At 44.6% G+C, this 25497-nt stretch carries 32 protein-coding genes; 9 read left to right on the top strand and 23 right to left on the bottom strand.

Annotation, left to right across the window (positions count from 1 at the left end):
• Positions 1-15: 15 nt before the first annotated feature.
• From ACKTRM_RS09140 to ACKTRM_RS09115, 6 genes are all read right to left on the bottom strand, one after another.
• On the bottom strand, positions 16-852 hold the full coding sequence (locus ACKTRM_RS09140; protein WP_012117660.1) for an SDR family oxidoreductase: 837 nt from the start codon (positions 850-852) through the stop codon (positions 16-18).
• Entirely contained in the window at positions 849-1925 is a 1077-nt protein-coding gene (gene uxuA, locus ACKTRM_RS09135; protein WP_023356927.1) for a mannonate dehydratase, read from the bottom strand. Before uxuA ends, ACKTRM_RS09140 begins: the two co-directional genes overlap by 4 nt.
• Position 1926: 1 nt before the next feature.
• Entirely contained in the window at positions 1927-2562 is a 636-nt protein-coding gene (locus ACKTRM_RS09130; RefSeq protein ID WP_012117658.1) for a bifunctional 2-keto-4-hydroxyglutarate aldolase/2-keto-3-deoxy-6-phosphogluconate aldolase, read from the bottom strand.
• A 13-nt stretch (positions 2563-2575) separates the two neighbouring features.
• Entirely contained in the window at positions 2576-3595 is a 1020-nt protein-coding gene (locus ACKTRM_RS09125; RefSeq protein ID WP_012117657.1) for a zinc-binding alcohol dehydrogenase family protein, read from the bottom strand.
• A 29-nt stretch (positions 3596-3624) separates the two neighbouring features.
• Positions 3625-4581, bottom strand: a complete 957-nt coding sequence (locus tag ACKTRM_RS09120; protein WP_012117656.1) for a sugar kinase — start codon at positions 4579-4581, stop codon at positions 3625-3627.
• A 203-nt stretch (positions 4582-4784) separates the two neighbouring features.
• A complete protein-coding gene (locus tag ACKTRM_RS09115; RefSeq protein WP_012117655.1) occupies positions 4785-6203 on the bottom strand; it encodes an alanine/glycine:cation symporter family protein in 1419 nt (472 codons plus the stop codon).
• A 376-nt stretch (positions 6204-6579) separates the two neighbouring features.
• Here ACKTRM_RS09115 and ACKTRM_RS09110 point away from each other — a divergent pair, with 376 nt between their 5' ends.
• Entirely contained in the window at positions 6580-6933 is a 354-nt protein-coding gene (locus ACKTRM_RS09110; protein ID WP_003153956.1) for a hypothetical protein, read from the top strand.
• 24 nt (positions 6934-6957) lie between these two features.
• On the top strand, positions 6958-7083 hold the full coding sequence (locus ACKTRM_RS09105) for a hypothetical protein (RefSeq protein WP_012117654.1): 126 nt from the start codon (positions 6958-6960) through the stop codon (positions 7081-7083).
• A 51-nt stretch (positions 7084-7134) separates the two neighbouring features.
• On the opposite strand, the gene parC is transcribed toward ACKTRM_RS09105, so the two are convergent.
• From parC to ACKTRM_RS09090, 3 genes are all read right to left on the bottom strand, one after another.
• A complete protein-coding gene (parC, locus tag ACKTRM_RS09100; protein WP_012117653.1) occupies positions 7135-9558 on the bottom strand; it encodes a DNA topoisomerase IV subunit A in 2424 nt (807 codons plus the stop codon).
• Between the two features lie 2 nt (positions 9559-9560).
• Positions 9561-11528, bottom strand: coding sequence for a DNA topoisomerase IV subunit B (gene parE, locus ACKTRM_RS09095; protein WP_007611767.1), 1968 nt, complete (start codon positions 11526-11528; stop codon positions 9561-9563).
• Positions 11529-11951: 423 nt separating this feature from the next.
• On the bottom strand, positions 11952-12359 hold the full coding sequence (locus ACKTRM_RS09090; protein ID WP_007410316.1) for a CoA-binding protein: 408 nt from the start codon (positions 12357-12359) through the stop codon (positions 11952-11954).
• A 151-nt stretch (positions 12360-12510) separates the two neighbouring features.
• On the opposite strand from ACKTRM_RS09090, the gene plsY reads away from it, so the two are divergent.
• A complete protein-coding gene (plsY, locus tag ACKTRM_RS09085; protein ID WP_007410317.1) occupies positions 12511-13092 on the top strand; it encodes a glycerol-3-phosphate 1-O-acyltransferase PlsY in 582 nt (193 codons plus the stop codon).
• A gap of 88 nt (positions 13093-13180) precedes the next feature.
• The gene (locus ACKTRM_RS09080; protein WP_007410318.1) at positions 13181-13468 is read left to right on the top strand and encodes a HesB/YadR/YfhF family protein; all 288 of its coding nucleotides are present in this window, start codon (positions 13181-13183) and stop codon (positions 13466-13468) included.
• A 33-nt stretch (positions 13469-13501) separates the two neighbouring features.
• Here ACKTRM_RS09080 and ACKTRM_RS09075 read toward each other — a convergent pair whose 3' ends face one another.
• From ACKTRM_RS09075 to acnA, 7 genes are all read right to left on the bottom strand, one after another.
• Positions 13502-13801: a hypothetical protein gene (locus ACKTRM_RS09075; RefSeq protein WP_007410319.1), complete on the bottom strand. Its 300-nt coding sequence runs from the start codon at positions 13799-13801 to the stop codon at positions 13502-13504.
• 15 nt (positions 13802-13816) lie between these two features.
• On the bottom strand, positions 13817-14233 hold the full coding sequence (locus ACKTRM_RS09070; protein ID WP_012117652.1) for a YbgC/FadM family acyl-CoA thioesterase: 417 nt from the start codon (positions 14231-14233) through the stop codon (positions 13817-13819).
• Between the two features lie 86 nt (positions 14234-14319).
• Positions 14320-14562: a small acid-soluble spore protein Tlp gene (tlp, locus tag ACKTRM_RS09065; RefSeq protein ID WP_007410320.1), complete on the bottom strand. Its 243-nt coding sequence runs from the start codon at positions 14560-14562 to the stop codon at positions 14320-14322.
• Positions 14563-14586: 24 nt separating this feature from the next.
• Positions 14587-14733: an acid-soluble spore protein N gene (locus ACKTRM_RS09060; RefSeq protein ID WP_003153977.1), complete on the bottom strand. Its 147-nt coding sequence runs from the start codon at positions 14731-14733 to the stop codon at positions 14587-14589.
• A gap of 63 nt (positions 14734-14796) precedes the next feature.
• Entirely contained in the window at positions 14797-14922 is a 126-nt protein-coding gene (locus tag ACKTRM_RS09055; protein WP_012117651.1) for an FbpB family small basic protein, read from the bottom strand.
• A 78-nt stretch (positions 14923-15000) separates the two neighbouring features.
• Positions 15001-15510, bottom strand: a complete 510-nt coding sequence (locus ACKTRM_RS09050) for a TlpA family protein disulfide reductase (protein WP_003153980.1) — start codon at positions 15508-15510, stop codon at positions 15001-15003.
• Between the two features lie 61 nt (positions 15511-15571).
• Entirely contained in the window at positions 15572-18298 is a 2727-nt protein-coding gene (gene acnA, locus ACKTRM_RS09045) for an aconitate hydratase AcnA (RefSeq protein WP_012117650.1), read from the bottom strand.
• A gap of 231 nt (positions 18299-18529) precedes the next feature.
• Between acnA and sspO the strand changes: the two genes are divergently transcribed.
• The 4 genes from sspO (at position 18530) to ACKTRM_RS09025 (ending at position 19980) form a co-directional block, all read left to right on the top strand.
• A complete protein-coding gene (gene sspO, locus ACKTRM_RS09040) occupies positions 18530-18676 on the top strand; it encodes an acid-soluble spore protein SspO (RefSeq protein ID WP_003153982.1) in 147 nt (48 codons plus the stop codon).
• A 29-nt stretch (positions 18677-18705) separates the two neighbouring features.
• Positions 18706-18852, top strand: coding sequence for a small acid-soluble spore protein P (locus ACKTRM_RS09035; protein ID WP_003153984.1), 147 nt, complete (start codon positions 18706-18708; stop codon positions 18850-18852).
• A gap of 93 nt (positions 18853-18945) precedes the next feature.
• A complete protein-coding gene (locus ACKTRM_RS09030) occupies positions 18946-19317 on the top strand; it encodes an Hsp20/alpha crystallin family protein (protein WP_012117649.1) in 372 nt (123 codons plus the stop codon).
• Between the two features lie 234 nt (positions 19318-19551).
• Entirely contained in the window at positions 19552-19980 is a 429-nt protein-coding gene (locus ACKTRM_RS09025; RefSeq protein WP_007410325.1) for a DUF2621 domain-containing protein, read from the top strand.
• A gap of 27 nt (positions 19981-20007) precedes the next feature.
• Here the strand turns inward: ACKTRM_RS09025 and ACKTRM_RS09020 are convergent, their stop codons facing one another.
• From ACKTRM_RS09020 to ACKTRM_RS09010, 3 genes are all read right to left on the bottom strand, one after another.
• On the bottom strand, positions 20008-20499 hold the full coding sequence (locus ACKTRM_RS09020; protein WP_007611735.1) for a CcdC family protein: 492 nt from the start codon (positions 20497-20499) through the stop codon (positions 20008-20010).
• Between the two features lie 79 nt (positions 20500-20578).
• Complete coding sequence (locus tag ACKTRM_RS09015) at positions 20579-20941, bottom strand: response regulator (RefSeq protein ID WP_007410327.1); 363 nt, start codon at positions 20939-20941, stop codon at positions 20579-20581.
• Between the two features lie 84 nt (positions 20942-21025).
• On the bottom strand, positions 21026-21733 hold the full coding sequence (locus ACKTRM_RS09010) for a cytochrome c biogenesis protein CcdA (protein ID WP_087920767.1): 708 nt from the start codon (positions 21731-21733) through the stop codon (positions 21026-21028).
• Positions 21734-21934: 201 nt separating this feature from the next.
• Between ACKTRM_RS09010 and ACKTRM_RS09005 the strand changes: the two genes are divergently transcribed.
• Complete coding sequence (locus tag ACKTRM_RS09005; protein ID WP_012117647.1) at positions 21935-22108, top strand: aspartyl-phosphate phosphatase Spo0E family protein; 174 nt, start codon at positions 21935-21937, stop codon at positions 22106-22108.
• A 73-nt stretch (positions 22109-22181) separates the two neighbouring features.
• Here the strand turns inward: ACKTRM_RS09005 and ACKTRM_RS09000 are convergent, their stop codons facing one another.
• The 4 genes from ACKTRM_RS09000 to ACKTRM_RS08985 all read right to left on the bottom strand — a co-directional run bounded on the left by ACKTRM_RS09000 (position 22182) and on the right by ACKTRM_RS08985 (position 25487).
• Positions 22182-22400: a YneF family protein gene (locus ACKTRM_RS09000; protein ID WP_003153994.1), complete on the bottom strand. Its 219-nt coding sequence runs from the start codon at positions 22398-22400 to the stop codon at positions 22182-22184.
• A gap of 85 nt (positions 22401-22485) precedes the next feature.
• Entirely contained in the window at positions 22486-22932 is a 447-nt protein-coding gene (gene sirA, locus ACKTRM_RS08995; protein ID WP_003153995.1) for a sporulation inhibitor of replication protein SirA, read from the bottom strand.
• A 151-nt stretch (positions 22933-23083) separates the two neighbouring features.
• On the bottom strand, positions 23084-25087 hold the full coding sequence (gene tkt / locus ACKTRM_RS08990; RefSeq protein WP_007611727.1) for a transketolase: 2004 nt from the start codon (positions 25085-25087) through the stop codon (positions 23084-23086).
• 166 nt (positions 25088-25253) lie between these two features.
• Positions 25254-25487, bottom strand: a complete 234-nt coding sequence (locus tag ACKTRM_RS08985) for a DUF896 domain-containing protein (RefSeq protein WP_003153997.1) — start codon at positions 25485-25487, stop codon at positions 25254-25256.
• Positions 25488-25497: the final 10 nt, after the last annotated feature.

Below are 25497 nucleotides of genomic sequence, written 5' to 3'. Positions count from 1 at the left end.
GGGACATGGATTCTGTCACACTCCGGAATAAGCCATAAAACCTCCGTCGACGGGAACGGTGACCCCGGTGACAAAGCCTGAGCATGAATCATCCGAAAGCCACAGGAGCGTTCCCAGAAGGTCTTCCGGTTTCCCGAAACGTTTCATCGGTGTATGTGCCATAATCTTATTGGATCGGTCTGTCAGACTTCCATCTTCCTGTAATAACAACCCACGGTTTTGCGCAGTCAAAAAGAAACCCGGGGCGATGGCATTCACCCGCAGCCCTTTTTTTGCGAAATGAACAGCCATCCACATCGTAAAATTCTGAAGCGCCGCCTTGGCCGCGCTGTAGGCGGGCACCTTTGTCATCGGTGTATACGCACTCATAGAAGAAATATTAATAATCGCGGGACATTCCGCCTTCAAAAGGTCTTTTCCAAACACTTGCGATGCCAGAAATGCACCGGTAAAGTTGGTTGAAAATACGCTGGAAAACCCCGTTTCGTCCATATCAAAAAAGGATGTGCCCTGCTCATCCTCTTCATACGTCTCGCTGGCAGTGATCGCATCAGGGTGGTTTCCCCCGGCTCCGTTAATTAAAAGATTGACAGAACCGAACCGGCTGATAATCTCGTCTTTTGCCTTTTCGAGCGAATCACGGGCTGAAACATCAGCCGGTACAGAAACCGCGGTTCCTCCAGCGTCAGCAATCTCGCCCGCCGCACGCTCTGCTTTATCAGTATTCCGGCTGACGATCGCAATTTTCATCCCCTGCCGTGAAAGCTCCTTTGCCATTGCTGAACAGAGAACACCGCTCCCGCCTGTTATGACAGCGGTTCTTCCTGATAAACGTTCATGAATCGGTTTCATCTCTTCACCCCTTTCTCATGAGACGAGAACGCATCCCACAGCCCGTTCAAATACATAATTCCTAATGCACGATCATATAAACCATAACCCGGCCGGCATTGTTCGCCCCAGATATGACGGCCGTGATCAGGCCGTACATATCCTTTATAGTCTTGGCCGTGCAATTCTTTTACAACACCGGTAATATCAATGGACCCATCACTGGTAAGATGCGAAGTTTCCGTAAAATCACCGTTATCGCAGATTTTCACATTTCGTATATGGGCAAACGGCGCAGCTCCCGCATAGTGTTTGGTGATCTTCACCATATCATTGGCGGGATCCGCTCCCATCGAACCCGTGCATAACGTAATACAGTTGGCGGGTGAATCTGAAATCTCTCGCAGCTTTTCATAACTTTTCTCACCGGTGATAATACGGGGCAGGCCAAAAATTGACCAGGGCGGATCATCCGGATGAATGGCCATTTGAATGCCGTGTTCCTCCGCTACAGGAAGGATTTCATGTAAAAAGAATTCTAGATTGGCCCAAAGCTGTTTTTCTTCAACCGTTTGATAGGCCTCAAACAGTTCCTTGATCCGGGCCATTTTCTCCGGCTCCCACCCGGGAAGCGTCAAATCAGAAGATTCTTCAACCGTGCGGATGAGTTCCTCAGGAGGGAGACTTTCCACTTTCGCTTTTTCAAAAAACAAAGCGGTTGACCCATCCTCCAGCGCGCGGAACATATCGGTACGCGTCCAGTCAAATATCGGCATGAAATTGTAACAGATGACTTTCACGCCGAATTCGGACAGATTGCGAATGGTCTGTTTATAGTGCTCAATATATTGTCCGCGTTCTTCATGACCTAGTTTAATGGCTTCATGAACATTCACGCTTTCCACGACCTCTGCATGAAACCCATAGGATTGAATGAATCTGACTTCCGCTTCAATGTCCTCCTTTTCCCATACTTCGCCCGCGGGCTTCTGGTGAAGAGCCCAGACGATGCCTTTGACCCCGGGAATTTGTCTGACATGTTCAAGAGTCACCGTATCATTACCTTGGCCGTACCAGCGAAACGTGATATTCATGTTACACCCCCGTATATTCGTTTTTTCGGCAGACGTATTCTTTGCTGAGGGATACGGCAGCTTCATAGCCGCCCTTTTGATAAGCTTTTGTCAAGTCGCTTCCCACACCGACCGCGACCGCTCCGGCAGAGAGCCAGTCATTCATGCTGTTTAATGAGATACCCCCGGTCGGCATAATGCGGACATTCGGCAAAGGACCGTTGACCGACTTGATAAATGAAGGGTCAAACGAATTAGCGGGGAACAGCTTTACCACATCACATCCGGCTTCGAGCGCCAAAGCCATATCAGACACGCTCATGCATCCCGGAAGATACGGTACGCTGTACTGGTTGCATAGAGATGCTATCTCTTTTACAAAATGAGAGCTGACGATAAATGAGGCACCTGATAAAATGGCGTGTCTCGCCGTTTCTGTATCCATTACAGAACCGGCTCCAAGAAGAATATCTTGATGCCGGAGTTCCTTAAAGACATCTTCCACTTCAGGAGTTGTGTATGTAAGCTCAATGGCGCTGATACCTCCTGAAATGGCCGCTTTTGAAACTTCAAGCGCCTCTTGGCTGTTTTGTCCCCTTATGACAGCCACCACTTGTGCATGCAGAAGTTTTTCGTAAATGGCGTACTTAGGCAGCATTCTCGCTCCTCCTTTAATCAAACGTAATGATTGCTTTTCCCACCTTGCCCGGGTGCTGTTCGATCAACTGAAATGCTTGATGGACGTCATCTGCTGAAAATGTATGTGTAATAAGACCGCCGTGCGTTAACAGGCCTTTATTCAGTAAGTCTGTAATGTACGGAAACTGATTCGTCTGCAATCTTGAACCGGTTATCGTGACTTCCTTTTTTGTGATCGGAAGCTGAGAAATGCCGACAGTCCTCTCATCAAAACCAAGCACAACCACATGACCGGCCGGAGACACCGCGTCAATGGACGTTTCAAACGTTGACGGGAGACAGACGGCATCAATGACGACATTGGCGCCTTCTTTTTTTGTCCATTCGTTCACCCGCAAAACGGGATCTTCTTTTTGCGCGTTGACGGTAACGTCCGCACCGTTTTTTTCAGCGAATGCCAAGCGTTCATCATTCAAGTCGGTTATCATGACGGAAGCGCCTTTGAACTTTGCCATTTTTAATATGCAGATTCCGATCGGTCCCGCCCCATGAATCAAAACGGTATCTTCCTTCTCGACACGGCCTCTCCAAACGGCCTGGGCGCCGATCGTATATGGTTCTGCCATGACCGCTTCCTCCCAGGGCAGATCGGGGGAAACGGCATGCAGCTGCTTTTCCGGAACCACGATATATTCCCGCATCCCGCCATCTTCATGAACGCCGAACACCGAAAGCGCTTTGCAGACGTTCGGACGTCCTTTCCGGCAGGCATAGCATGTTCCGCAATAAGATATCGGTTCAACCACTACGCGGTCACCCGGCTTGAAACGCCGAACATGAGAACCGGTATTTGCGACTTCCCCTGTAACTTCATGTCCGATTACTCTCGGCAGGGACGCTAACGGATTTGTCCCATGATAAATATGCAAATCTGATCCGCAAATTCCGACCCGCTTCACCTTGACAAGAACATCATCCGCGTGGACAACAGACGTTTTCTCACATTCCGTCACCACCAGATCAAATGCTTTCCGTACTAGAACCGCTTTCATTTTCTCACCCGCTTTTTATGTTGTGCTTGCTACCGTTCAATCACAGTCTCTTTGTTTACGAATGACAGAACCTCTTCTAGATAGGGAAGCCCTTCATTGTCACCGGAAACTGTGGTGACGAGCGCACCGACCGCATTGGCAAACTCCAGACGTTTTTCCGGTTCAAAACCATGCAGATAACTGTACAGGTAGCCGGCATTAAAGCCGTCACCCGCTCCTACCGTGTCAACAGGCGCAACCGGGAAAGCCTCTTTGTGAATCCACTTATGATCATGATACAGCGCAGAACCTGATTCACCGTCTTTTATGACGAGCTGACTGATTGAATAGGTCTCTGCAAACCGGGCTAATGCTTCATTTTCCCCTATACCTGTCAGCTGTTTCATTTCGTCCCGGCCCGCCAGAAGAATATCAGTATGCGGAAAGATTTGATGAAATGCCGCACGCGCCTCCTCAATCGTCCACAGCTTCAGCCTGATATTCGGATCAAAAGATACGGGAATCTTTCTTGCTTTGGCGATGGAAAGCACCCTTTCAGCAATTTCAAGATTTTTCTTATCAAGCGCGAGGAACACACCGGTAAGATGAACGATGTGAATGCCGTCAAACATATTCTCTGTTATATCTTCCGGTGCAAGAGTCAGAATTGGTGAATTGAAACGATAATAAAACGTTTTGCCTGAACCGTCATTTCTGATCTCTTTGACATTTAAAGATGTAGGAAAGCCTTCAACATAGGAGACGTCAGTCACATCAATTCCTTCTCCTCTGGCAAACTGATAAATCACTCTGCCGAACTCATCCTTCCCCAGTCTGCTGACCCACTTTGAGTGCAGATTCAATCTGGCGCATGCAATCGCAAAATTCAGTTCAGCTCCTCCTGCTTTTCGTTCAAAATGGGTAACAAAACGCAAAGGTCCTGTGCTTGCGGGATTTAAGGTGATCATCGCATCACCGATCGTAAAAATGCCATAATCAGAAGCCACATCAATACTCCTTTCTTTGAAGACTAAATCGGTTTGGTAAACCGGTTTAGTAAAACTTTATATGAAAACCCTTACACACGCAAGAGAAAAATACAATAATTTCAAAAAAATCTGTTTTCAGTAAAAATAACCCGATTTTTCACATGAAAAAACCCCTCACAACAAAATGTAAGGGGTTTTTTGAAAATTGTATGCATGTTTCCTCAGTTAGCAGTCTTACGTTCGGGGCTTGTACCTTCTTCTTCCGCCCATGTTTCAATATGCTTGAGCTCCGGGGTATTCTCGGCTTTGAATACAGGATCAAGACCTTTTTTGCGCTGAGCGGCATAATCCTTATAGATCTTGTAGGCTACATTACTCAGCAGTAAGATTGCCACTAAGTTAATGAGAGCCAAGAGTCCCATAAACAAGTTTGCCATGTCCCAGACGATCTGGAAGTCAGCCAAACATCCGTACACCACCATCACTACAACGAATACGCGGTAAATATTAAGCCATGTTTTGCTTGTTTTAATAAATTCAATATTCGTTTCACCATAGTAATAGTTGCCGACGACAGAGCTGAATGCGAATAAAAACATCGCAATCGCAATAAATGTCGGCGCCCATCCGCCGAGGTGGTGCTGCAATGCGGCTTGTGTCACTTGGATGCCGTCGCCTTTAGGCGTAAAGCTGTACAATAAAATGATAAAGGCAGTCGATGTACAAACAATAAATGTATCAAAAAACACGCCGAGCGTCTGAATTAATCCCTGCTTAGCCGGATGCGACACATGTGCAGCCGCTGCGGCATTCGGCGCGCTTCCCATACCCGCTTCGTTTGAAAACAGGCCGCGCTGCGCACCGATAATAATGATGCTTCCTAAGCTTCCGCCGACGATCTGCTCAAGACCAAACGCATTTTTCACAATCGTCATAAGCAATTCAGGTACCGCGGTAATATTCACAATTACAACATACAACGCGATCAGAATATACATACCCGCCATGACCGGAACGATAAATTGCGAAACGGATACAACACGTTTCAGACCGCCGAATATAATGAAAGCCGTTAATACAGCTAAAATGATTGCGATAACTGTTTTATTCACATGGAATGCTTCGTCAAACGCCACAGAAATCGTATTTGACTGCACGGCGTTAAAGATAAGTCCGAAAGAAACGGTAATCAATACCGCGAATAAAATACCGAGCCAGCGGGCGCCCAGTCCCTTAGCCATGTAATATGCCGGACCGCCGCGGAATTCGTCACCGGAACGCACTTTATACAGCTGCGCCAAGGTGCTTTCCACAAAGCTGGAAGCCATACCGACAATCGCTACGATCCACATCCAAAATACTGCGCCGGGACCGCCTGTTGCAATCGCCAGCGCGACGCCGGTCAAGTTTCCGGTTCCGACACGAGAAGCGGCTGAGATAAAGAATGCCTGCATTGAAGACACTCCTTTATTTCCTTGCGGCTTCTCCCCGACGATTCTAAACATTTCAATAAAGTATTGGAATTGAATAAAGCGAAAACGGAACGTAAAGTACAATCCGATCCCGACTAAAATATAAACAAGATACTTCCAAATAAAATCATTTGGAACATTTATGATTTCACTGATGAAAGCCTCCATGTTTAACCTCCCTTTTACATATCTTTTACTGTCATTTTTGCTGCATATGTTAGATCTTTTAACACAACGAGTATTATTATATCACAACAACAGTGGTTGAGAAGTTTTTTTAAGAAAATGTTTCGGTTTCTTCATCACGTCTTTTGCTGTCATGCCCCGTTTTTTATCTTACTGCCCGAAAAATGTTTTCACGTCATAAGGAATGCGTGCATATCATAACAAATAGGTCTTTAAGAAAAAAGAGATGAAAAGATGAATGGAATGGTATATACTTAACCAGGATAATAATTTTTTAAATTTAATAAATATGTTTACTTTACATTTAAATTAGGGTATTATAATAAAAATATTCAGACTTATGAAGGGGGGAGAACATTTGAAAAAAATCTTGTTTTTAAAAGCTTCTATTTTATTTTTAGCGATTGCAAGCTTTCATTTGCTCTCCATTCCCCATGCGTTTGATACTGCTCATCATTTTAAAGCGGTAGCCGACCAGCAGGAAATGCACGAAATGAAGGCCGGCCAAAATGCTGATGATGAGAAAAAATCGCTGACGGGCTCATATATCTTGACGGCGCTTTTTGCCGCTTCTGTCTCACTGATCGTGATATCAGACAGGAGACGCCCCGCTTCCCGGAGAAGACAGCGAAAGAAAAGCTTTTTAATCGCTAAATTTTATCAGTCCTCTTATTTCGATGAGCTTCATGTTCAACATCGCCTATCTATGTAACATAAAATGAGGAGGTTGTTAAACATGTTGTTTATCTTACGAATGGTGATTTTAGGGTTATTTTCATTCACTGCATTGAATTTATTTGTATGGCAGGGAATCGAAGTCGTTCACGCTATCACTGACTTATTCGGCAACCATGAAAGCTAAATAGTAAAACCTCCGCTCAATGAGCGGAGGTTTTTTATTTTAATTTTACTCTTAAACATCAGACGCGGGGATACGCCATACGTCTGTTACCGGCCCTGTCTCATCTTCATCGGTAAAGAAGGAGCCGTTGCTGTATCGGTCATTCGCCCGCAAGGACTTCACGGCGATTTCGATTCTCTCGCCTTTTTCTGTTTCCGCAGCGATCATGTCGGCTAAAGCGCACGCGAATACGCCGACTGCGCGATGCGGGTTCTTTTTAAGCTCACGCAGCATGATGACACCGCGCTTCGCCCTGGATGTTTTTTCGAATTCAGATAGGTTCATCCGCTTGATTGCTCCCCGCTGTGTGACAAGGACAAGCGAATCTGTCTCATGCAGGATTTGTCCTGATACGACGGTATCACCGTCTTTTACATTTATGCCCTTTACGCCGGCCGCACGGGCACCGACTACATTTACTTCATCTTCACCGAACCATAAACCGTACCCGAGACGGGTGGCGATAAACAGCTGGCTGCCGCCGTCTGTGACATGAACATCAATCAGCTCGTCGTCCCCTTTAAGGTTAAGGGCAACAAGCGCTTTCGAGTAACGCTGCGCTTTGTAATGCGTCATTTCAGTTCTTTTCACCATGCCGTTTTTCGTCATAAACAATAAATATGAAGATGGATCAAATTCTTTTACCGGTATAGCTTTCACGATGGTTTCATCACGGTCAATCGTGATGATGTTCGTTACGTGCTGCCCCATGTCTTTCCACCTGATATCGGGAAGCTGGTGAACCGGACAATAAACATAGCTTCCCTTATTGGTAAAGAGCAGGAGAACATCCGTTGTATTCATTTCAAATTGGTGAATCAGCCTGTCAGTATCCTTCATACCGAAATCCTGGCCGTTAGAAGCGGCAAATGACCGCTGACTTGTTCGTTTTACATAGCCGTCTTTTGTGACTGTCACATATACGTCCTCAGAGGCAACCATGACTTCAAGATTGATTTTAATTTCCTCAATCTTTTCTTCAATGACAGACCGTCTGCTGTCAGCATAGGTCTTTTTCAATTTTTTCAGGCTGCTTGTAATGACTTTTAACAGCTTTTTATCATGACTTAAAATGGCTTCGAGCTCCTGAATTTTCTTGCTGAGCTCTTCCGCTTCCTCTTTTAGCGCCGTAATATCCGTGTTTGTCAGACGATACAGCTGCAAGGATACGATCGCTTCGGCCTGCGGCTCCGTAAATGTGAATTTAGACATTACGTTTTGTTTCGCATCTTTCTTGTCGCTGCTTGCCCGGATGACGGCTATGACCTCATCTAACACAGACAGTGCCTTCATCAGTCCTTCAACGATGTGGTGCCGCTCTTTTGCTTTTTGCAATTCAAAGACGGAGCGGTTTGTCACCACTTCCTTCTGATGGGAAATATACGCATCCAGGATGGCCGTAAGACTCATCAGCATCGGCCGGCGGTTATGTATGGCGACCATATTAAAGTTATAAGTTGTCTGCAGATCAGTGTTTTTATATAAGAAATTCAAAATGCCTTTTGCATCGGCTTCTTTCTTTAACTCAACGACGACCCGAAGCCCCGTGCGGTCAGTTTCATCCCGGACTTCAGAAATGCCTTCGACTTTTTTGTCTATGCGGTATTCGTCCATTTTCTTTACGAGATTGGCTTTGTTTACTTCAAACGGAATTTCTGTAATGACGATCTGCTCCCGTCCACCTCTTACGGATTCCACTTCAGCCTTGCCGCGGATAATAATTTTGCCTTTCCCGGTTTCATAAGCCTTCCGAATGCCGTCGACTCCTTGAATAATGCCTCCTGTCGGAAAGTCAGGCCCTTTAATCACCTGCATCAAGTCATCGACGGTGCAATCCGGAGATTCAATCCGTTTAATGACGGCATCAATGACCTCACCCAGATGATGAGGGGGAATATCAGTCGCATAGCCCGCTGAAATCCCGGTTGATCCGTTGACAAGCAAGTTAGGGAACATGGCGGGCAAAACAACCGGTTCTTTACTAGTGTCATCAAAGTTCGGAACGAATTCAACCGTATTTTTATCGATGTCACGCAAAAGCTCTGACGCGATAGAAGATAATCTCGCTTCCGTATAACGCATGGCAGCCGGCGGATCACCGTCAATGCTTCCATTGTTGCCGTGCATCTCAATCAGCACATTCCGCACTTTCCAATCCTGGCTCATCCGCACCATCGCTTCATAAACAGAGCTGTCACCGTGCGGATGATAATTACCGATAACGTTTCCGACCGTTTTCGCCGCTTTACGGAAATTTTTATCGAATGTATTTCCGTCCGCGTGCATGGCGTATAAAATTCTCCGCTGCACCGGCTTTAAACCGTCACGAGCGTCGGGCAGCGCCCTGTCTTGAATAATGTATTTACTGTAGCGTCCGAAACGGTCGCCGATTACTTCTTCTAACGGTAAATCATGAAATAATTCTGGCTGTGCCACTATTAAACCTCCTCAGCGACCGACAAGTTTTCATTTTCTAAAATATTGCTTTCCTCATCTAATCCGAAGGCAACATTTTTTTCAATCCATTTTCTTCTCGGTTCTACTTTGTCTCCCATTAATGTCGTTACACGGCGTTCTACCCGTGCCGCATCGTCGATCTTGACTCTGACGAGCGTTCGCGATTCGGGATTCATCGTCGTTTCCCAGAGCTGGTCTGCGTTCATTTCTCCCAACCCTTTATAGCGCTGGATGGTATACCCTTTGCCGACTTTCTTTAAAACGCCGTCCATTTCTTCGTCGGACCAAGCATATTCAATAATCTCTTTCTTACCGCTTCCTTTGCTCACTTTGTAAAGAGGCGGAAGGGCGATGAAGACTTTTCCGTGCTCGATTAAAGGTTTCATATAGCGGTAGAAAAATGTTAACAGCAAGACTTGAATGTGCGCGCCGTCGGTATCCGCGTCCGTCATGATGATGATCTTGTCATAATTGATGTCGTCTATCTCAAAATCTGCGCCGACACCGCCTCCGATCGCATGAATAATCGTATTGATTTCTTCATTTTTGAAGATGTCTGCAAGCTTTGCTTTCTCTGTGTTGATGACCTTTCCGCGAAGGGGCAGCACGGCTTGGAATTTCCGGTCTCTTCCCTGTTTTGCAGAACCTCCCGCAGAGTCTCCCTCCACCAGATACAATTCATTCTTCGCCGGATTTCTGGAACCGGCCGGTGTGAGTTTTCCGCTCAGCGTCGCTTCTGATTTTTTGCGCTTTTTGCCGCTTCTCGCTTCTTCTCTCGCTTTTCGGGCCGCTTCACGGGCCTGGCTTGCTTTAATCGCTTTTTTGACAAGCAGGGTTGCTGTATCGCGGTTTTCTTCCAGGAAATAAGCAAGATTCTCGGAAATGACGGCATCCGCGGCGGATCTCGCCTCACTTGTGCCAAGCTTCCCTTTCGTCTGGCCTTCAAATTGCAGCAGTTCCTCCGGGATACGCACGGAAATGATTGCGGACAAACCTTCCCTGATATCGGCGCCTTCAAGGTTCTTGTCTTTCTCTTTTAAAAGGGCGACCTTTCGCGCATACTCGTTAAACGCTCTTGTCATTGCCGTTTTGGCTCCTGATTCGTGGGTGCCGCCGTCCTTTGTTCTGACGTTATTAACGAATGACAGCATATTTTCTGAATACCCGTCATTAAACTGAAACGCGAAATCGACTTCAATGTCATGATGCTCGCCTTCAAAGGAAACCACTTCGCATAAAGCGTCTTTTTCCTCGTTTAGATAAGCGACAAACGCTTCAATTCCGTTCTCATAATAAAATACTTCTTTTACGCCGTTCCGTTCATCAATTAATTCTATTTTCAAACCTTTTAACAAGAAAGCCGATTCGCGCAGACGTTCTGACAGCGTGTCAAAATTATAAACCGTTGCGCTGAACATTGACGGATCAGGTTTAAAATGGGTAAGCGTTCCTGTTTTTTTGGTCGTTCCGATTTTTTCAAGTGAAGTCACGGGCTTGCCGCCGTTTTCAAACCGCTGTTTATACACATATCCGTCACGCTCAATAGTAACCGTCAGCCACTCCGATAATGCGTTTACGACAGATGCACCGACACCATGCAGACCGCCGCTTGTTTTATAGCCGCCCTGTCCGAATTTCCCCCCGGCATGCAGCACGGTGAAAATAACTTCCGGCGTCGGCTTTCCGAGCTTATGCATCCCGGTCGGCATTCCGCGTCCTCTGTCCTGTACGGAGATGCTGTTGTCCTTATGTATCGTTACGATAATATGATCTCCGTAGCCGGCAAGAACTTCATCGACGGAATTGTCGACGATCTCATATACCAGATGGTGCAGGCCGCGTGCGTCCGTCGAACCGATGTACATTCCCGGTCGTTTTCTGACGGCTTCCAGGCCTTCAAGCACCTGTATGGCATCTTCGTTGTAATCAAATTGCTGTTTTCTAGCCAAACGTACAAACCCCTTTCAAAAAACCTGCTCTTAATCATTTTCTTTTTTAAATGTTTTCATGTCTTTGTTTTTCAGTATGCGCAAGCTTCGGTCCAATTCTCCTCGGACTCACAATTATAACCAATATGCTTGATTTCGCAACATATTTAAGCGAATGGCTCGTTTTTTAGGCCGCAAGACATACATTCGAACGGCTTTTCATCTTTCTGGTGCCCTTTCCAGCGAATAAGAACATGAGTTCGCTTTCTATTATATAGCTTTATGCCGGCCATCGCAAACAGACTGTAAACCCCTGTATAAAGGGGTTTCTAAAAAAGCTGTTCATGCTTTATTGTATCTGTTTCATCATCATACGCAAAGAGTATTCTTTCAATAAAAAAGCAAAAACCCCTGATTTGCCAAGGATTTTTGCCTTTTTTGTTCCTATTTTATAACAGCGCGGGCGACTTTTATACATAAATCCATAACAGCCGTCCGTCCTTTGTCTGTAATCATGCGATACGCTTCTTCATTTGCAAGGCCCTGCTGCGCCCAAAAAACGGGAGCGTCCGTCTGTAAAAATTCTTCAGCGACGCCGGGAAGCTGCTCAGAGCGTCTGAACACATTCACGATATCAATCGGTCCCTCCACGTCTTTTAATGAAGCGACGGCTTTAACGCCAAGCGCCTCATCAATCGTTGGATTGACGGGAATAATTTCATACCCTTCATCCTGCATCGCTTTGGAAACCATGTAAGAAGTCCGGTCGGGACGGTCTGACAGCCCGACGACTGCGATCCGTTTGCTCCGATCCAGAATTTCTTTAATCTCTGATTTTGAAGGATTTTGCATCTTTACCATCTCCTTTTGATATATTGTACATGACCGCTTCGCCGGAATCAAAAAAAGCGCTTCGTCAGCTTAATTCTCAAAAAACTTGTCATCAGACGGTAACAACTCGTGTTAAAATAGAGTGAAGGGACATTGAAAAGGAGAAATGTAGATGTTGATTGCTTTATTGATTATTTTGGCCTATGTAATAGGCAGCATCCCGTCAGGTTTAATCGTAGGCAAACTTGCGAAAGGGATCGATATTAGAGAACACGGAAGCGGCAATTTGGGCGCTACAAATGCTTTTCGCACGCTTGGCGTTAAAGCGGGATCTGTTGTCATCGCAGCCGATATTTTAAAAGGCACCTTGGCCGCGGCGCTCCCATATTTACTGCACGTCCCCATTCATCCTCTTCTCGCAGGGGTGGCAGCAGTAATCGGCCATGTATTCCCCGTGTTCGCAAAGTTTAAGGGAGGCAAAGCCGTAGCCACATCAGGGGGCGTCCTGCTGTTTTATGCTCCGCTGTTATTCGTTACGATGGTTGCAGTATTTTTCGTATTTTTATTCCTTACGAAATTTGTTTCTCTGTCTTCAATGTTAACAGGGATTTATACGATTATTTACTGTCTGTTTGTAAAAGACCCTTATTTATTAGTCGTAGTGACGCTCTTGACCGCGTTTGTTATCTACAGACACAGGGCAAACATCAAACGGATTATAAACAAAACAGAACCGAAGATCAAATGGTTTTGATGAAACTTCAATTTTGACATCAAAATGCCATATGCGTTTATAATAGAGATAATTTCTTTATATGAGAAACAAAAAGGGAGTGTTCCGGATGAACATGAAAGTAACGAAAGGCGCGCTGGATTGGTACAAAGAAGAGCTCGATCTGGAAACAGGCGACCATGTCCGTTTCTTTGTCCGTTACGGGGGATGCAGCAACGTTCAGAAAGGCTTTTCTCTCGGCATTTTAAAAGACCGGCCGATGAACATCGGCACCAGCACGGAAGTTGAAGGCATTACCTTTTTTATTGAAGAAAGCGACTTATGGTACTTTGATAATCACGATTTGTCAGTCACATATTCAGATCAGGCAGAAGAGCCGGTATTTGATTACGTGTAAGAAAAAAAGAACGCAGCGGATGCGTTCTTTTTTTTACAGCCTGAACCTTTTGAGATGATCAGTCAGATGTTCTTTTTCTAATATGCTTCTTTGCGTATCACCGAGCAGGTCAAAGTGGGGAAATTCATTTTTATGGTGAATCCACTCCGGCTTCAGCCCGTATTCCGCTCCCCATCTGATCAGTTTATTGAGATCGCTTGAACCGGCCTTCGTCACGGTCTTAGCCTCCGGAAAGCGGTCGTCCAGCCAGTAATGCGTTAAAAAAGCGATTTTCCCTTCCGATACATCCCGCTTCCATCTTTCCAGTTCCTTACGCGTAATTCCAAATGCCATAACTGCAGCCGCTCCTTATTTTTTTGCCTTTTCGTAAGCGGCATGCCAATCAGGAAAAGCCTTGCGAAACTGAATCGGTTTGAAGCTCTCTTTATCAACGCATATATGAGAGGATGTCGCTTTGATGGCAAGTTCTTGATCCGGATTATAGATGTGGTAGCCGTAAACGGTTTTAAATCCGTTAGATTCTTCAATCCAAGTATGTACGACAGCCGTTTCTCCGTAGCGGAGTGGCTTTTTATAAGAAATGCTGATATCCAATACAGGGGACAGCACTCCTCTATCTTCCATATCCTTGTAAAGGAATCCGAGTTCCTTAATCAGCGCCGTTCTGCCGACCTCCATCCAGACTAAGTAATTGGCATGATAGACGATGCCCATTTGATCTGTTTCCGCATAACGCACTTCTATTTCTTTTTTTGACACATGCAACGTTCTCTGCTCCCTTATTATCAGATTAGCCCCATTTTATCACAACGAGCCGGAAAGAGAAAAAAACCAGGTTTCCCTGGTTTTTATTATGATTGATAGCCGTTTTCTCTTGCAGCCGATTCATCCTGGATTTCACTGCGGAACGATTCAATGCTTTCATTGCGTCTGGCATTCTTCTCTTGAATGCGCTGTTTTTCCTCATCTGTCGCAAATTCCATTGATTCTTTGGCTTCTTCTATATTTTCAATTGTATTCTGCACCATATCCTGCAGCTTTTCAACGTTATCGGAACGGTCATCCGGATTCGGTTTTTGATAATTGTTTGTCATAATGTCTGCTCTCCTTTGATGATGTTATTCGCCTTTCGTCTGCATGACAATCGGATGTCCGTTTGACTTGTCATGAAACTTTTCCCCTTTGTTGCGTTTATATTTAACGGGTTTTGTCCCTAAGTGGCTCGGAGCGTATTGCGGCTGGCCGTCTTTCTTGTTTATGCCCATGTTCATCCCTCCTTAAGAGTATATTTTGCAAAAGGAGGTGCAAACATGACTGCAAATTAAAGGTTATTTTTGTTTGAACCGCTGCTCCAGCTTTTCTTCAAGCTGATTCAAATATTCCGTATTGGTCATCAGCTCACGTTTATTTTCCATAACCAATTCATGAAAAGAACGTTTTCGCATTTTTTTCAATCTTCTCACCTCCGTGTTTTCATTCATTTTTTCCAATTTTTCAAAACCTAAGCCCTTCACAATAAAAAAACTGAACCTCTATTTGAGATCCAGTTTTTCTTTCATTTCTTTTTTTGTCATCGTGCCTACGCGAATATGCTGAATGGTTCCTTTTTCGTCTAATATGTATGTTGTCGGATAAGAAAGCACGTTGAAATCTCCGTTAATTCCGCTTTTGTCAATCAGAATAGGAAAGGTCAGCTGATAATGATCAGCAAATGATTTCACAGCCTGTATATTTTTTTCAGAGGATGTAAAATTAACGGCTGCTACCGCAATATCAGGATATTCTTTCTGCAGCTCCTGCATATCGGGCATTTCCATTCGGCACGGCTTGCACCACGTCGCCCAGAAATTGAGGAGCACTTTTTTTCCTTTATAATCAGAAAGGGAGATACTTTTTCCTGACAATGTATCAAGTGTAAAGTCAGGGGCTTTCATCCCTTCTTCCGTCCCTTCTTTCGGACTTTTTTGTACAGAATAAATGTTCCAGCCCGCATACACTAACAACCCGATAAGTAACATTCCGCCCAGCCATTTCGCAAGCATCTCAAGGCCTCCCGCATAAAAAGAGAGAAAGCAGACTGCTTTCTCTCCTTTGTTCATACTGCTACTGTTTCATTTTATCGCGAAGCACCATTTGTAAAATGCCGCCGTGGCGATAGTAATCAATTTCCACTTCACTGTCAAAACGGACAACAACTTCAAATGTTTTTACCGTACCGTCTTCACTGATTGCTCTGACAGTCAGCAAGTCGCGCGGACGTACAGATTCATCAACATCCACCTCGATGACTTCCTTACCGGTTAAGCCGAGTGTATCCGCGTTTTCACCCTGTTTGAACTGAAGCGGCAGCACACCCATGAAGACGAGGTTGCTTCTGTGAATTCTTTCAAAGCTTTCGGCAATGACTGTTCTGATGCCAAGCAGGTTTGTTCCTTTTGCAGCCCAGTCACGTGAAGAGCCCATTCCGTAATCTTTTCCGGCCAGGACGACAAGACCCGTTTTATCTTCTTTATACCGCATGCAGGCATCATAAATAGATGTCACTTCCCCGGTAGGCCAATGTGTTGTGTATCCGCCTTCTGTACCCGGTGCGATTTGGTTTTTAATGCGGATATTGGCGAATGTTCCTCTCATCATGACTTCATGGTTTCCGCGGCGTGAGCCGTAAGAGTTAAAGTCACGAGGAGAAACGCCTTTTTCCTGCAGGTATTTGCCCGCCGGTGTGTCTTTTCCGATCGCTCCGGCCGGAGAAATGTGGTCAGTCGTCACAGAATCGCCGAATTTGCCGACAACGCGAAGTCCTCTTAAAGGCTCAACTTTTCCCGGCTCTACAGACATTTCCTCAAAGAACGGCGGGTTTTGAATGTAAGTGGAATCCTGATCCCACTTGTACAGCGCTTCATCCGTCGTTTCGATTTCGTTCCAGCGCTGGTTGTCGTCAAATACCGTTTCATACTCTTTGCGGAATAATTCCGGCGTAACAGTCTGTTTGACGAGAGAATTGATTTCATCCATGGACGGCCAGATGTCATCGAAATAAACATTTTGTCCGTCATTTCCGACACCGATCGGATCCGTTTTCAGGTTGATATTCACAGTGCCTGCTAATGCGTATGCGACAACAAGCGGAGGTGACGCAAGGTAGTTTCCTTTGACAAGCGGATGGATCCGGCCTTCAAAGTTTCTGTTACCTGACAAGACAGAAGTGATCAAGAGATCATTTTTAGCAACCGCTTCTTCAATCTCTGGAGAAAGCGGGCCGGAGTTCCCGATACATGTCGTACAGCCATACCCTACGAGGTTAAAGCCAAGCTCCTTCATGTAAGGAAGCAGACCTGAGTTGACTAAGTATCCAGTAACAACCTTAGACCCCGGTGCAAGTGATGTTTTAACATAATTCGGCACTTTCAAGCCTAATTCTACCGCTTTTTTGGCTACCAATCCGGCACCGATTAATACAAAAGGGTTTGATGTATTCGTACAGCTTGTAATAGCGGCGATTGCAATCGCCCCTGTTTTCATAACCGCATCTTCACCGCTGTTAAGTTTAAATGAAATTTCTTTGTTCTCTTCAGCAGCATCCGCTCCGAATCCTTGGTTGCCGGCCGGGCTGACAAGATGTTTTTTAAACGTTTCCTGCATAACGGAAAGCGGGATTAAATCCTGCGGACGTTTCGGTCCTGATAGGTTCGCTTCAATTTTTGACAGATCAATTTCCACAACGTCTGTAAAAATCGGCTCTTCCGCGTCAGGCGTATAGAATAAACCGTTGTTGCGGCAGTATGCTTCCACAATATCGATCTGCTCTTCTTCACGGCCGGTCAGACGCAGGTAAGAAAGTGCTTCCTCGTCAACCGGGAAGAATCCGCAAGTCGCTCCGTACTCCGGCGCCATATTGGCAATAGTCGCCCGATCCGCAAGCGGAAGCTCAGCAACACCAGGACCGAAGAATTCAACAAATTTATTGACTACGCCTTTTTCGCGCAGCACTTGAGTGACTTTCAGCGCCAAGTCAGTCGCCGTCGTTCCGTTAGGCAATTTTCCGACAAGTTTCGCGCCGATGACCTCAGGAACAGGGAAATATGAAGGCTGGCCGAGCATTCCCGCTTCCGCCTCAATACCGCCGACACCCCAGCCGAGGACGCCGATTCCGTTAATCATTGTTGTATGGGAATCTGTTCCCACCAATGTATCAGGATATGTCACAAGTTCTCCGTCTTCCTCTTTCGTATGAACGACACTTGCCAAAAACTCAAGGTTTACCTGGTGAACGATACCTGTTGCAGGCGGAACGGCCTGATAATTGTTAAACGCTTTCTTTGCCCAGCTTAAAAATTTATAACGTTCTGCATTTCTTTCGAATTCTAAGTCCATATTAATGGCTAACGCGTCTTCCGTACCGGCTTTGTCGACTTGTACGGAATGGTCAATGACCAGGTCAACCGGAATTTCAGGATTGATTTTATCAGGGTCTCCGCCGACAGAAGCCATGGCTTTTCTTAAAGATGCCAGGTCAACTACGGCCGGAACGCCGGTAAAGTCCTGTAGAATAACCCGTGACGGTTTAAACGGCACATCGATATCTTTTAATTCAGCAGTACCCCATCTTGCTAAATTTTCAACATGTTCTTTTGTAATGACGCGTCCGTCTACCTGACGCAAAACGGATTCCAAAAGAACCTTAATAGAATAAGGAAGTTTTGAAACATTGCCGACCCCTGCGTCTTCCAATGCTTTTAATGAATAGTAGTTGTATGTTTTCCCATTTGAAGAAAATGTTTTTCTTGCTTGGAAAACGTCTTGTGTTGCGACTTTTTGCTGATTTGTCATTTCCCAAAATCCCCCTTCAATGATCAAGATCGTTCTTTAGATGAATGTTCACATTCCATCACAATTTTCTCACAATTTCATCTTAGTATAAAATCATACATAAGTAAATATCAATGTTTTTATTAAATACAATAAGATCGTCTTATCAGCATGATTTTCGGTAAATTTTGTCCGATTTTCCGCCTCATACAACGGGCTGTAAAGAGCCATATTAATGTTGAGGTGATGATCATGGTAAAACGGAAAGCCAATCATGTCATTAACGGCATGAATGATGCGAAAAGCCAAGGCAAAGGCGCGGGTTATATAGAAAATGACCAGCTCGTCCTGACGGAAGAAGAACGGCAGAACAATAAAAAAAGAAAAACAAACCAATAGCCGGAACACCTTAAAAAGGAGGCTTTAACATGACAAATAAAAATACGAGTAAAGATATGCATAAAAATGCTCCGAAGGGCCATAACCCCGGCCAGCCGGAACCGCTGAGCGGAAGCAAAAAAGTGAAAAACCGCAACCATACAAGACAAAAACATAATACAAGCCACGATATGTAAAACAGACCCCGTGTCTGTTTTTTTGTGCCATTCACCCATTCAAAGCTTCTGCATACGTTATAGCAAGGCTTTTTAATATGGAGGGATGCTTCCATGAATCACTCAAAAAACGCTGAAGAATTTGATGATACGGAAGAATGGCTGCGGCAGTTTTACGAGGACCCGTATGCTTGGTATGACGAGACGCTGCCGATCGATCTATATGAAACAAGCAGTCAATATATCATTGAAGCCGACCTGACGATGCTGAAGCAGGTGCAAGCGATAACCGTCACTCTTTCGGGGAATGAATTTATGCTCTCTGTTAAAACGCTTGAACGGACGTTAAACAAACAAATGGTGCTTCCTTTTTATCTGAATGACAAACATATTTTCACTGATTTCACCAACCATATTCTGACCGTCTCCATGAACAAGGAGCCAAATGAGACTCCTGCCTCATTTTCCTTTCAATTTCCTCTATAACATAAAAAAAGCCGCTTTCATCCCTCAATGGAAGCGGCTTTTTTGTCCGGTCATATCAGTCATATACCCTCAAAGTGAATCTCCCATGGCCAAATAGCAGAATCACTATACGATAGAATATGTTCTAGCAACCGGAATGACTGGACATCTATCATTTTTTCTATTCTTTTTTTCATGTGTTCTTCTATTCTGTCTTCGTTTACAATATGGTTAAAGTAAGGAGGAGATAGAACAATGCTGGAAGGCTGGTTTATGTGGTTTATTTTATTTTGGGTCATCGTGATGATCGGATTGCTGTCTATCGGCGGGTTTTTTATGTTTCGAAAATTTTTAAAACGCTTACCGAAAGAAGACGGCCGGTCAGAACTGGATTGGCAGGACTATTATATTGAAAAAAGCAGGCACTTATGGAATGAGGGTGACAAGGCGTTTTTGGATGAACTGGTCGCCCCCGTGCCGGAGCTCTTCCGGGATGTAGCCAAAGCGAAAATCGCCGGAAAAATCGGTGAACTTTCCTTAGCGGAGGAAGCTGAACAAATAAACCGTGATTTAATCATCAGGGGTTACATACTGGCCACTCCTAAGCGTGATCATCAATTTTTAAAAAAGCATCTCCGGGAAAAACAGATTGATCTTACTCCTTATCAAGCCCTGCTCAAATAAAAAACCTTTCCGGCGGACGGAAAGGTTTTAATTCATCTGAATATCAGCGGTCTTCAGTTCATTCGAAAGTTTGCGGTAAGACAAAAACATCGCGATGCGCCACGGGACAATCATTCCGAAAGCCAGAATCCAAAACATTCCGCTTAAAGCTCCGTAATCAATCGTCGTGCTCAAAATGGATTTCATAGCGATTCTGATAACCAAGAGACCAATCAGGATAAACACAAACGCTTTTGACCGTTTTAAATAGATTTCATTATTTTTAATCTCAAATTTAGATGTTTTAATCAGAAAAATAGAGAAGATCACGCCCAGCGTAATGGCCTCCAAAAATTCTTCGCCCGTCACTCTGAAAATCGGAAAAAGGAACATAAGCGCTCCCGTACTCATGAAAATCGGCGGGAGAATTATTTTTTTAGGTGAAGCGGGCTTGTCGGAGGATTTAATCCTGACGATCATCACGGAAATTGCCATGGCCGCTGCAATAACGGATGAAATTATAATCATCATCTTTATCATTCCTTTGCTTGCACGGAGTTTGATACTATATACTATACTCCAAAAACATAAAAAAAACCAATTTGAAAAGAGAACACGTTTACGTTCCCGTTACCCGGCCTACGGCCTCCAGCACTTTAGATGCTTCAAACGGTTTAACGATAAAGTCTTTAGCGCCTAATTCAATCGCTTCCAGAACGATCCGCTGCTGCCGCATGGCGGTGCACATGATGATCCGGGCTTTCGGGTCAAAAGCTAAAATATCCTGCAGGGCCTGTATACCGTTTTTGACCGGCATGGTAATATCCATTGTCACCAGGTCGGGACGGATTTTTTGATATACTGCCAGGGCTTCCTCGCCGTCAGCCGCTTCCCCGGCCACTGTGTAATTCGCCGATTCCAGAATCTCTCTGATTTTCACCCTCATGAACTTGGCGTCATCTACAACTAAAACTCGTGTCATATTCCCCTCCACATATTTAACATTAACTAGTCTTATTGTACCAAAAACAAAAGGGTATATAATAGTTCAAAAGTTATTAATCCGTTACAGACCCGTAAATCCTCCGAAAAGATTTGACAGAACGATCAGAATGTAGCTCATCCAGTTAAAAAACAGCATAACTCCGATCAGAATCATAAGAATGCCGCCGATTTTCATGATAAGCAGCTGATGCTTGCGAATCCAATTCATTCTGGTAATAAAAAATGAAAGAACAAGAAAAGGAATCGCAAATCCGAGAACATATAAAAACATATACGGCACTGCTGAAGAAGGATTTGTATTGGCCAGCGAAAACACGGCTCCTAAAATGGGCCCGCTGCACGGCGACCAGCCGGCTGCAAACGCAAGACCGATCAGAACCGAACCGATAAACCCCTCCGGACGGCGCTTAAAGTGAATGCGCCGCTCTTTCATCATGAATTTCGGCTGAAACACACCGGCAGTAACCAGCCCGAAAAGGATCAGCATGATAGCGCCAAACTGGCGGATCGCTTCATGATATTGGGTAAAAAAACTGCCGATAAACGAAGTTCCATATCCCAATGCGATAAAAATCACGGAGAAACCAAGCAAAAAACAAAGTGTATGCACGAGGCCGCGCTTTTGCAGCATCACCTTTTCTGTTTTCACCTCGTCCATACTGACACCAGTTATGTAAGATAAAAAGGCGGGGTACAACGGCAGACAGCATGGAGAAATGAAAGACAGAAATCCGGCCCCAAACGTCAGAAAGTAATTAAAACTCACGATGACACACTCCCTTCGAGTTATGACAAAATCATTTCATTTTTTTAACACTTTTCCGAGAAGGATTACTTTTTATAGAAAAAGCTTATATAATTTAATTTGACATCGAGATATTATACTCCTTCTTATTTGAAAAACAGTATAAATGTGGATATAATAATAGGAACTCAGGTGAAAGATTTATGTATGAAAGGATATATCCCTGTGATTAGAGAGCATCTATTAAATGAAATTGAAAAAAAACGGGCAGAGCTGCTTAAAATCGTCATGACAAACGGAATGACATCAAACATTACGATAGAACTCAGCCAGGAGCTTGACCACCTTCTCATACAATACCAAAAAGAACTGCACACCGGCAGTTGGGGTGAAACATGACGCCAAAATAAAAAACCCTCTCCGGGTTTTTTATTTTTATAACCATGTATATCTATATCATAATCTGTACGTATTATTTCGCTTGATTATTCATGGCTTTCATCATTTGATTAATTTTCTTTTGAGAAGGTTTCATTCCCATTTGCATCATCATCATGCGTAACATTTGTTCATTAATAGGCGGATTCTTTTTCAAATAGCTCATCATATATTTACGAGCAATAAAAAACCCGAGTGCAACACCTATGAGCAATGCGACAACGCCCACTAGGATGCCAACCCATAAAGTCATTTTATTTCCTCCTTCATGTTGTCTAGTTTAAAGTGTACTAAACCAAAGGCTATTATACAACATTTACATCTCTTTTTCCTCGTTTTTAGACAAAATTTCTTTCTCTGACCGGATTTAACCACCCGTAGCGCCGTGTCTTGAAATCCATTGCAAGAAAACAGGGGCTGATTTTACGCAGAATCTCAAAGAAAATCGTTTCCGCCTCATAATCTCCCGAAGCCGCAATCTCAATTAAACTGTCTTTCATCATGAAGGTGGCGCGGCCCTTTTCTCCGGGCAGTGTAAGCCGGTAAATGGAATCCAAACGGCTGTAACTCATTCGGTTTAAATGCAGCTGGAGACGCTGATGCATATGTATCACCGGAATCGGTTCCGTTATATATTGAACTTGCTTTTCTGTCATTTGATATTCCTGGGGTGTCAGGTCTGTCCAATGATAGTCTCGAAACAACTCAAACATAGCCGTTTCCCGCCCGAAGTAGTGGTTCGCAAACTCATCCTTTATCAGGTGTGTATAGTAATGACGTTCCATTTCCTCATCCCCTTTTACTGCGCTTCGTTATTGCTTTCTATTATACAAAAGGAGAAAAGAAAGAATTGTCTATTACTGTTACGCCGCCCCTTCTATTTTTGTCGCATAAACAGGAAAAAGAGGATGATTTGACTCATCCTCTTTTGTCTCGTTATTTGTTTAAAAGTTTTTTCACGCGGTCAACCACGTTTTCTGCAGTAAACCCGTATTCTTTCATAATTGTTTCTCCCGGAGCTGAAGCACCGAAACGGTCAATTGCGAGAACGTCTCCTTCAAGACCAGTAAATTTACCCCATCCGAAGCTTGAACCCATTTCGATCGCAAGACGTTTCGTCACATTCGGAGGAAGCACGCTGTTTTTGTACTCTGCCGATTGTTTTTCAAAGCGGTCCCAGCTCGGCATGCTGACTACAGATACGTGAATGTTTTCTTCAGCCAGTTTCGCTTGAGCTTCGATCGCAAGTCCGACTTCAGAACCTGTCGCTAAAAGAAGAGCGGCCGGTGATTCCGTTTGGGCTTTGGAAACGATATAAGCCCCTTTTTCCACGCCCGCATACGCTTCTTCAGCCTGCTGATCAATCGTCGGCAGGTTTTGGCGTGTCAATACAAGAGCTGTCGGATGATCTTGGCTTTGAACGGCAACCTTCCATGCAGCTGCGGTTTCATTTCCGTCAGCAGGTCTGATCACAGAAAGGTTAGGAAGTGCGCGTAAAGAAGCAAGCTGCTCAATCGGTTCGTGAGTCGGCCCGTCCTCTCCTACGGCAATACTGTCATGTGTGAATACATAAGTGACGGGAAGACCCATCAATGACGCCAGACGAATGGCAGGTCTTAAATAATCAGAGAACACAAAGAATGTGCCGCCGAATACGCGGAGGCCGCCGTGAAGCGCCATTCCGTTTAATGCAGCGCCCATCGCAAATTCACGGACACCGAACCAGAAGTTTTTCCCGGCGTAGTCTTTGGCCGTGAAGTCTCCTCCATTTTTGATTGTCGTTTTATTTGAACCCGCAAGGTCAGCAGATCCCCCGACAAAGAAAGGAATTTTCTTGGCGATCCCGTTCAGCACCTCACCTGAAGATGCGCGGGAAGCAAGGCTGCTGCCTTTTTCATAAACGGGAACTTCCTGATCCCAGTCTTTAGGAAGCTCGCCTTTCATGCCGAGTGACAGCTGTTCAGCAAGCTCAGGATATTTTTCTTTATAAGCCGCGAACAGTTCATTCCATTCCTGTTCTTTTTTCGAGCCGGCTTCTTTTACAGCTTGATTGAAATGCCCGTATACTTCTTCCGGAACATAAAAATCTTCTTCAAACGTCCAAGCATACGCTTCTTTTGTCAGCTTGCTCTCTTCTAGTCCTAACGGAGCGCCGTGAACGCCGGATGTCCCCGCGCGGTTTGGAGAACCGAAACCGATTGTCGTTTTCACTTCAATCAAAGTCGGTTTTTTATCATTCTGGCGCGCTTTTTCAATTGCAGCCGTCAATTCAGCGATGTTGTTTCCGTCCTCAACATAAAGAACTTCCCAGTTCATTGCTTCAAAACGCTGCTTTACATTTTCAGAGAAAGAACGGTCTAAATCGCCGTCTAAGGAAATGTCATTAGAATCGTATAATACGATCAGGCGGCCTAATTCAAGATGGCCTGCAAGAGAAGCGGCTTCGGAAGAAATGCCTTCCATTAAATCGCCGTCTCCGCAAATACTGTATGTATAATGATCAACTACGTTGAATGAATCACGGTTATATGTCTCAGCCAGATGGCGTTCTGCAATTGCCATTCCCACTGCCATTGCAATACCCTGTCCAAGCGGCCCGGTAGTTGCGTCTACTCCGGCTGTATGCCCGAACTCCGGATGTCCCGGTGTTTTGCTTCCCCATTGACGGAACTGTTTCAAGTCTTCAATGCTGAGGTCATATCCGCTTAAATGCAGCATGCTGTATAAAAGCATTGAACCGTGGCCTGCTGATAAAACAAAGCGGTCGCGGTTAAACCAGCCCGGATTCTGCGGGTTTACATTCATAAATTTCGTCCACAGCGTATATGCCATCGGAGCGGCTCCCATCGGCATGCCCGGATGTCCGGAATTCGCTTTTTCAATTGCGTCTATAGATAGTGTACGAATGGTGGCAACTGATTTCTTTTCAATTGTATCCATTATAATCCCCTTCCATATTGTTGTACCTTTTCATCATAAAGCGATGCTGACTTTTTCTCAACTCTTTCAGCTTAAATTTGAGATAAACTTGTTGAAAATTGTCGTAAAGCACATCCTGATATTAGTATATACGAAAAAAGAATACGTATTGCCGTATTCTTTCTGTTTAATGAAGATTATTTTTCTGTTGTTCTCTTTTTAATTTTTCAGGGGTGACATCGTTGCCTTCCGGATCAATCACTTTTACGCTCTTTAACGTATTTTTCATTGAGGAGCGGAATCCTTTCAAATACTCCTGGCGAAGCTTTTGCTGTTCAGCTTTTTCCTCATCCGTTATCGTGTTTGATTTAGCTTTTTGAGCCAATTCGTTAATTCTTGCGATTTTTTCTTTAGAAATCATAATAAGCTCC

It is taken from the genome of Bacillus sp. D7-8 (assembly GCF_052055895.1).
GTDB lineage: Bacteria > Bacillota > Bacilli > Bacillales > Bacillaceae > Bacillus > Bacillus velezensis.
This window is presented reverse-complemented; position numbering and strand designations above follow the sequence as displayed.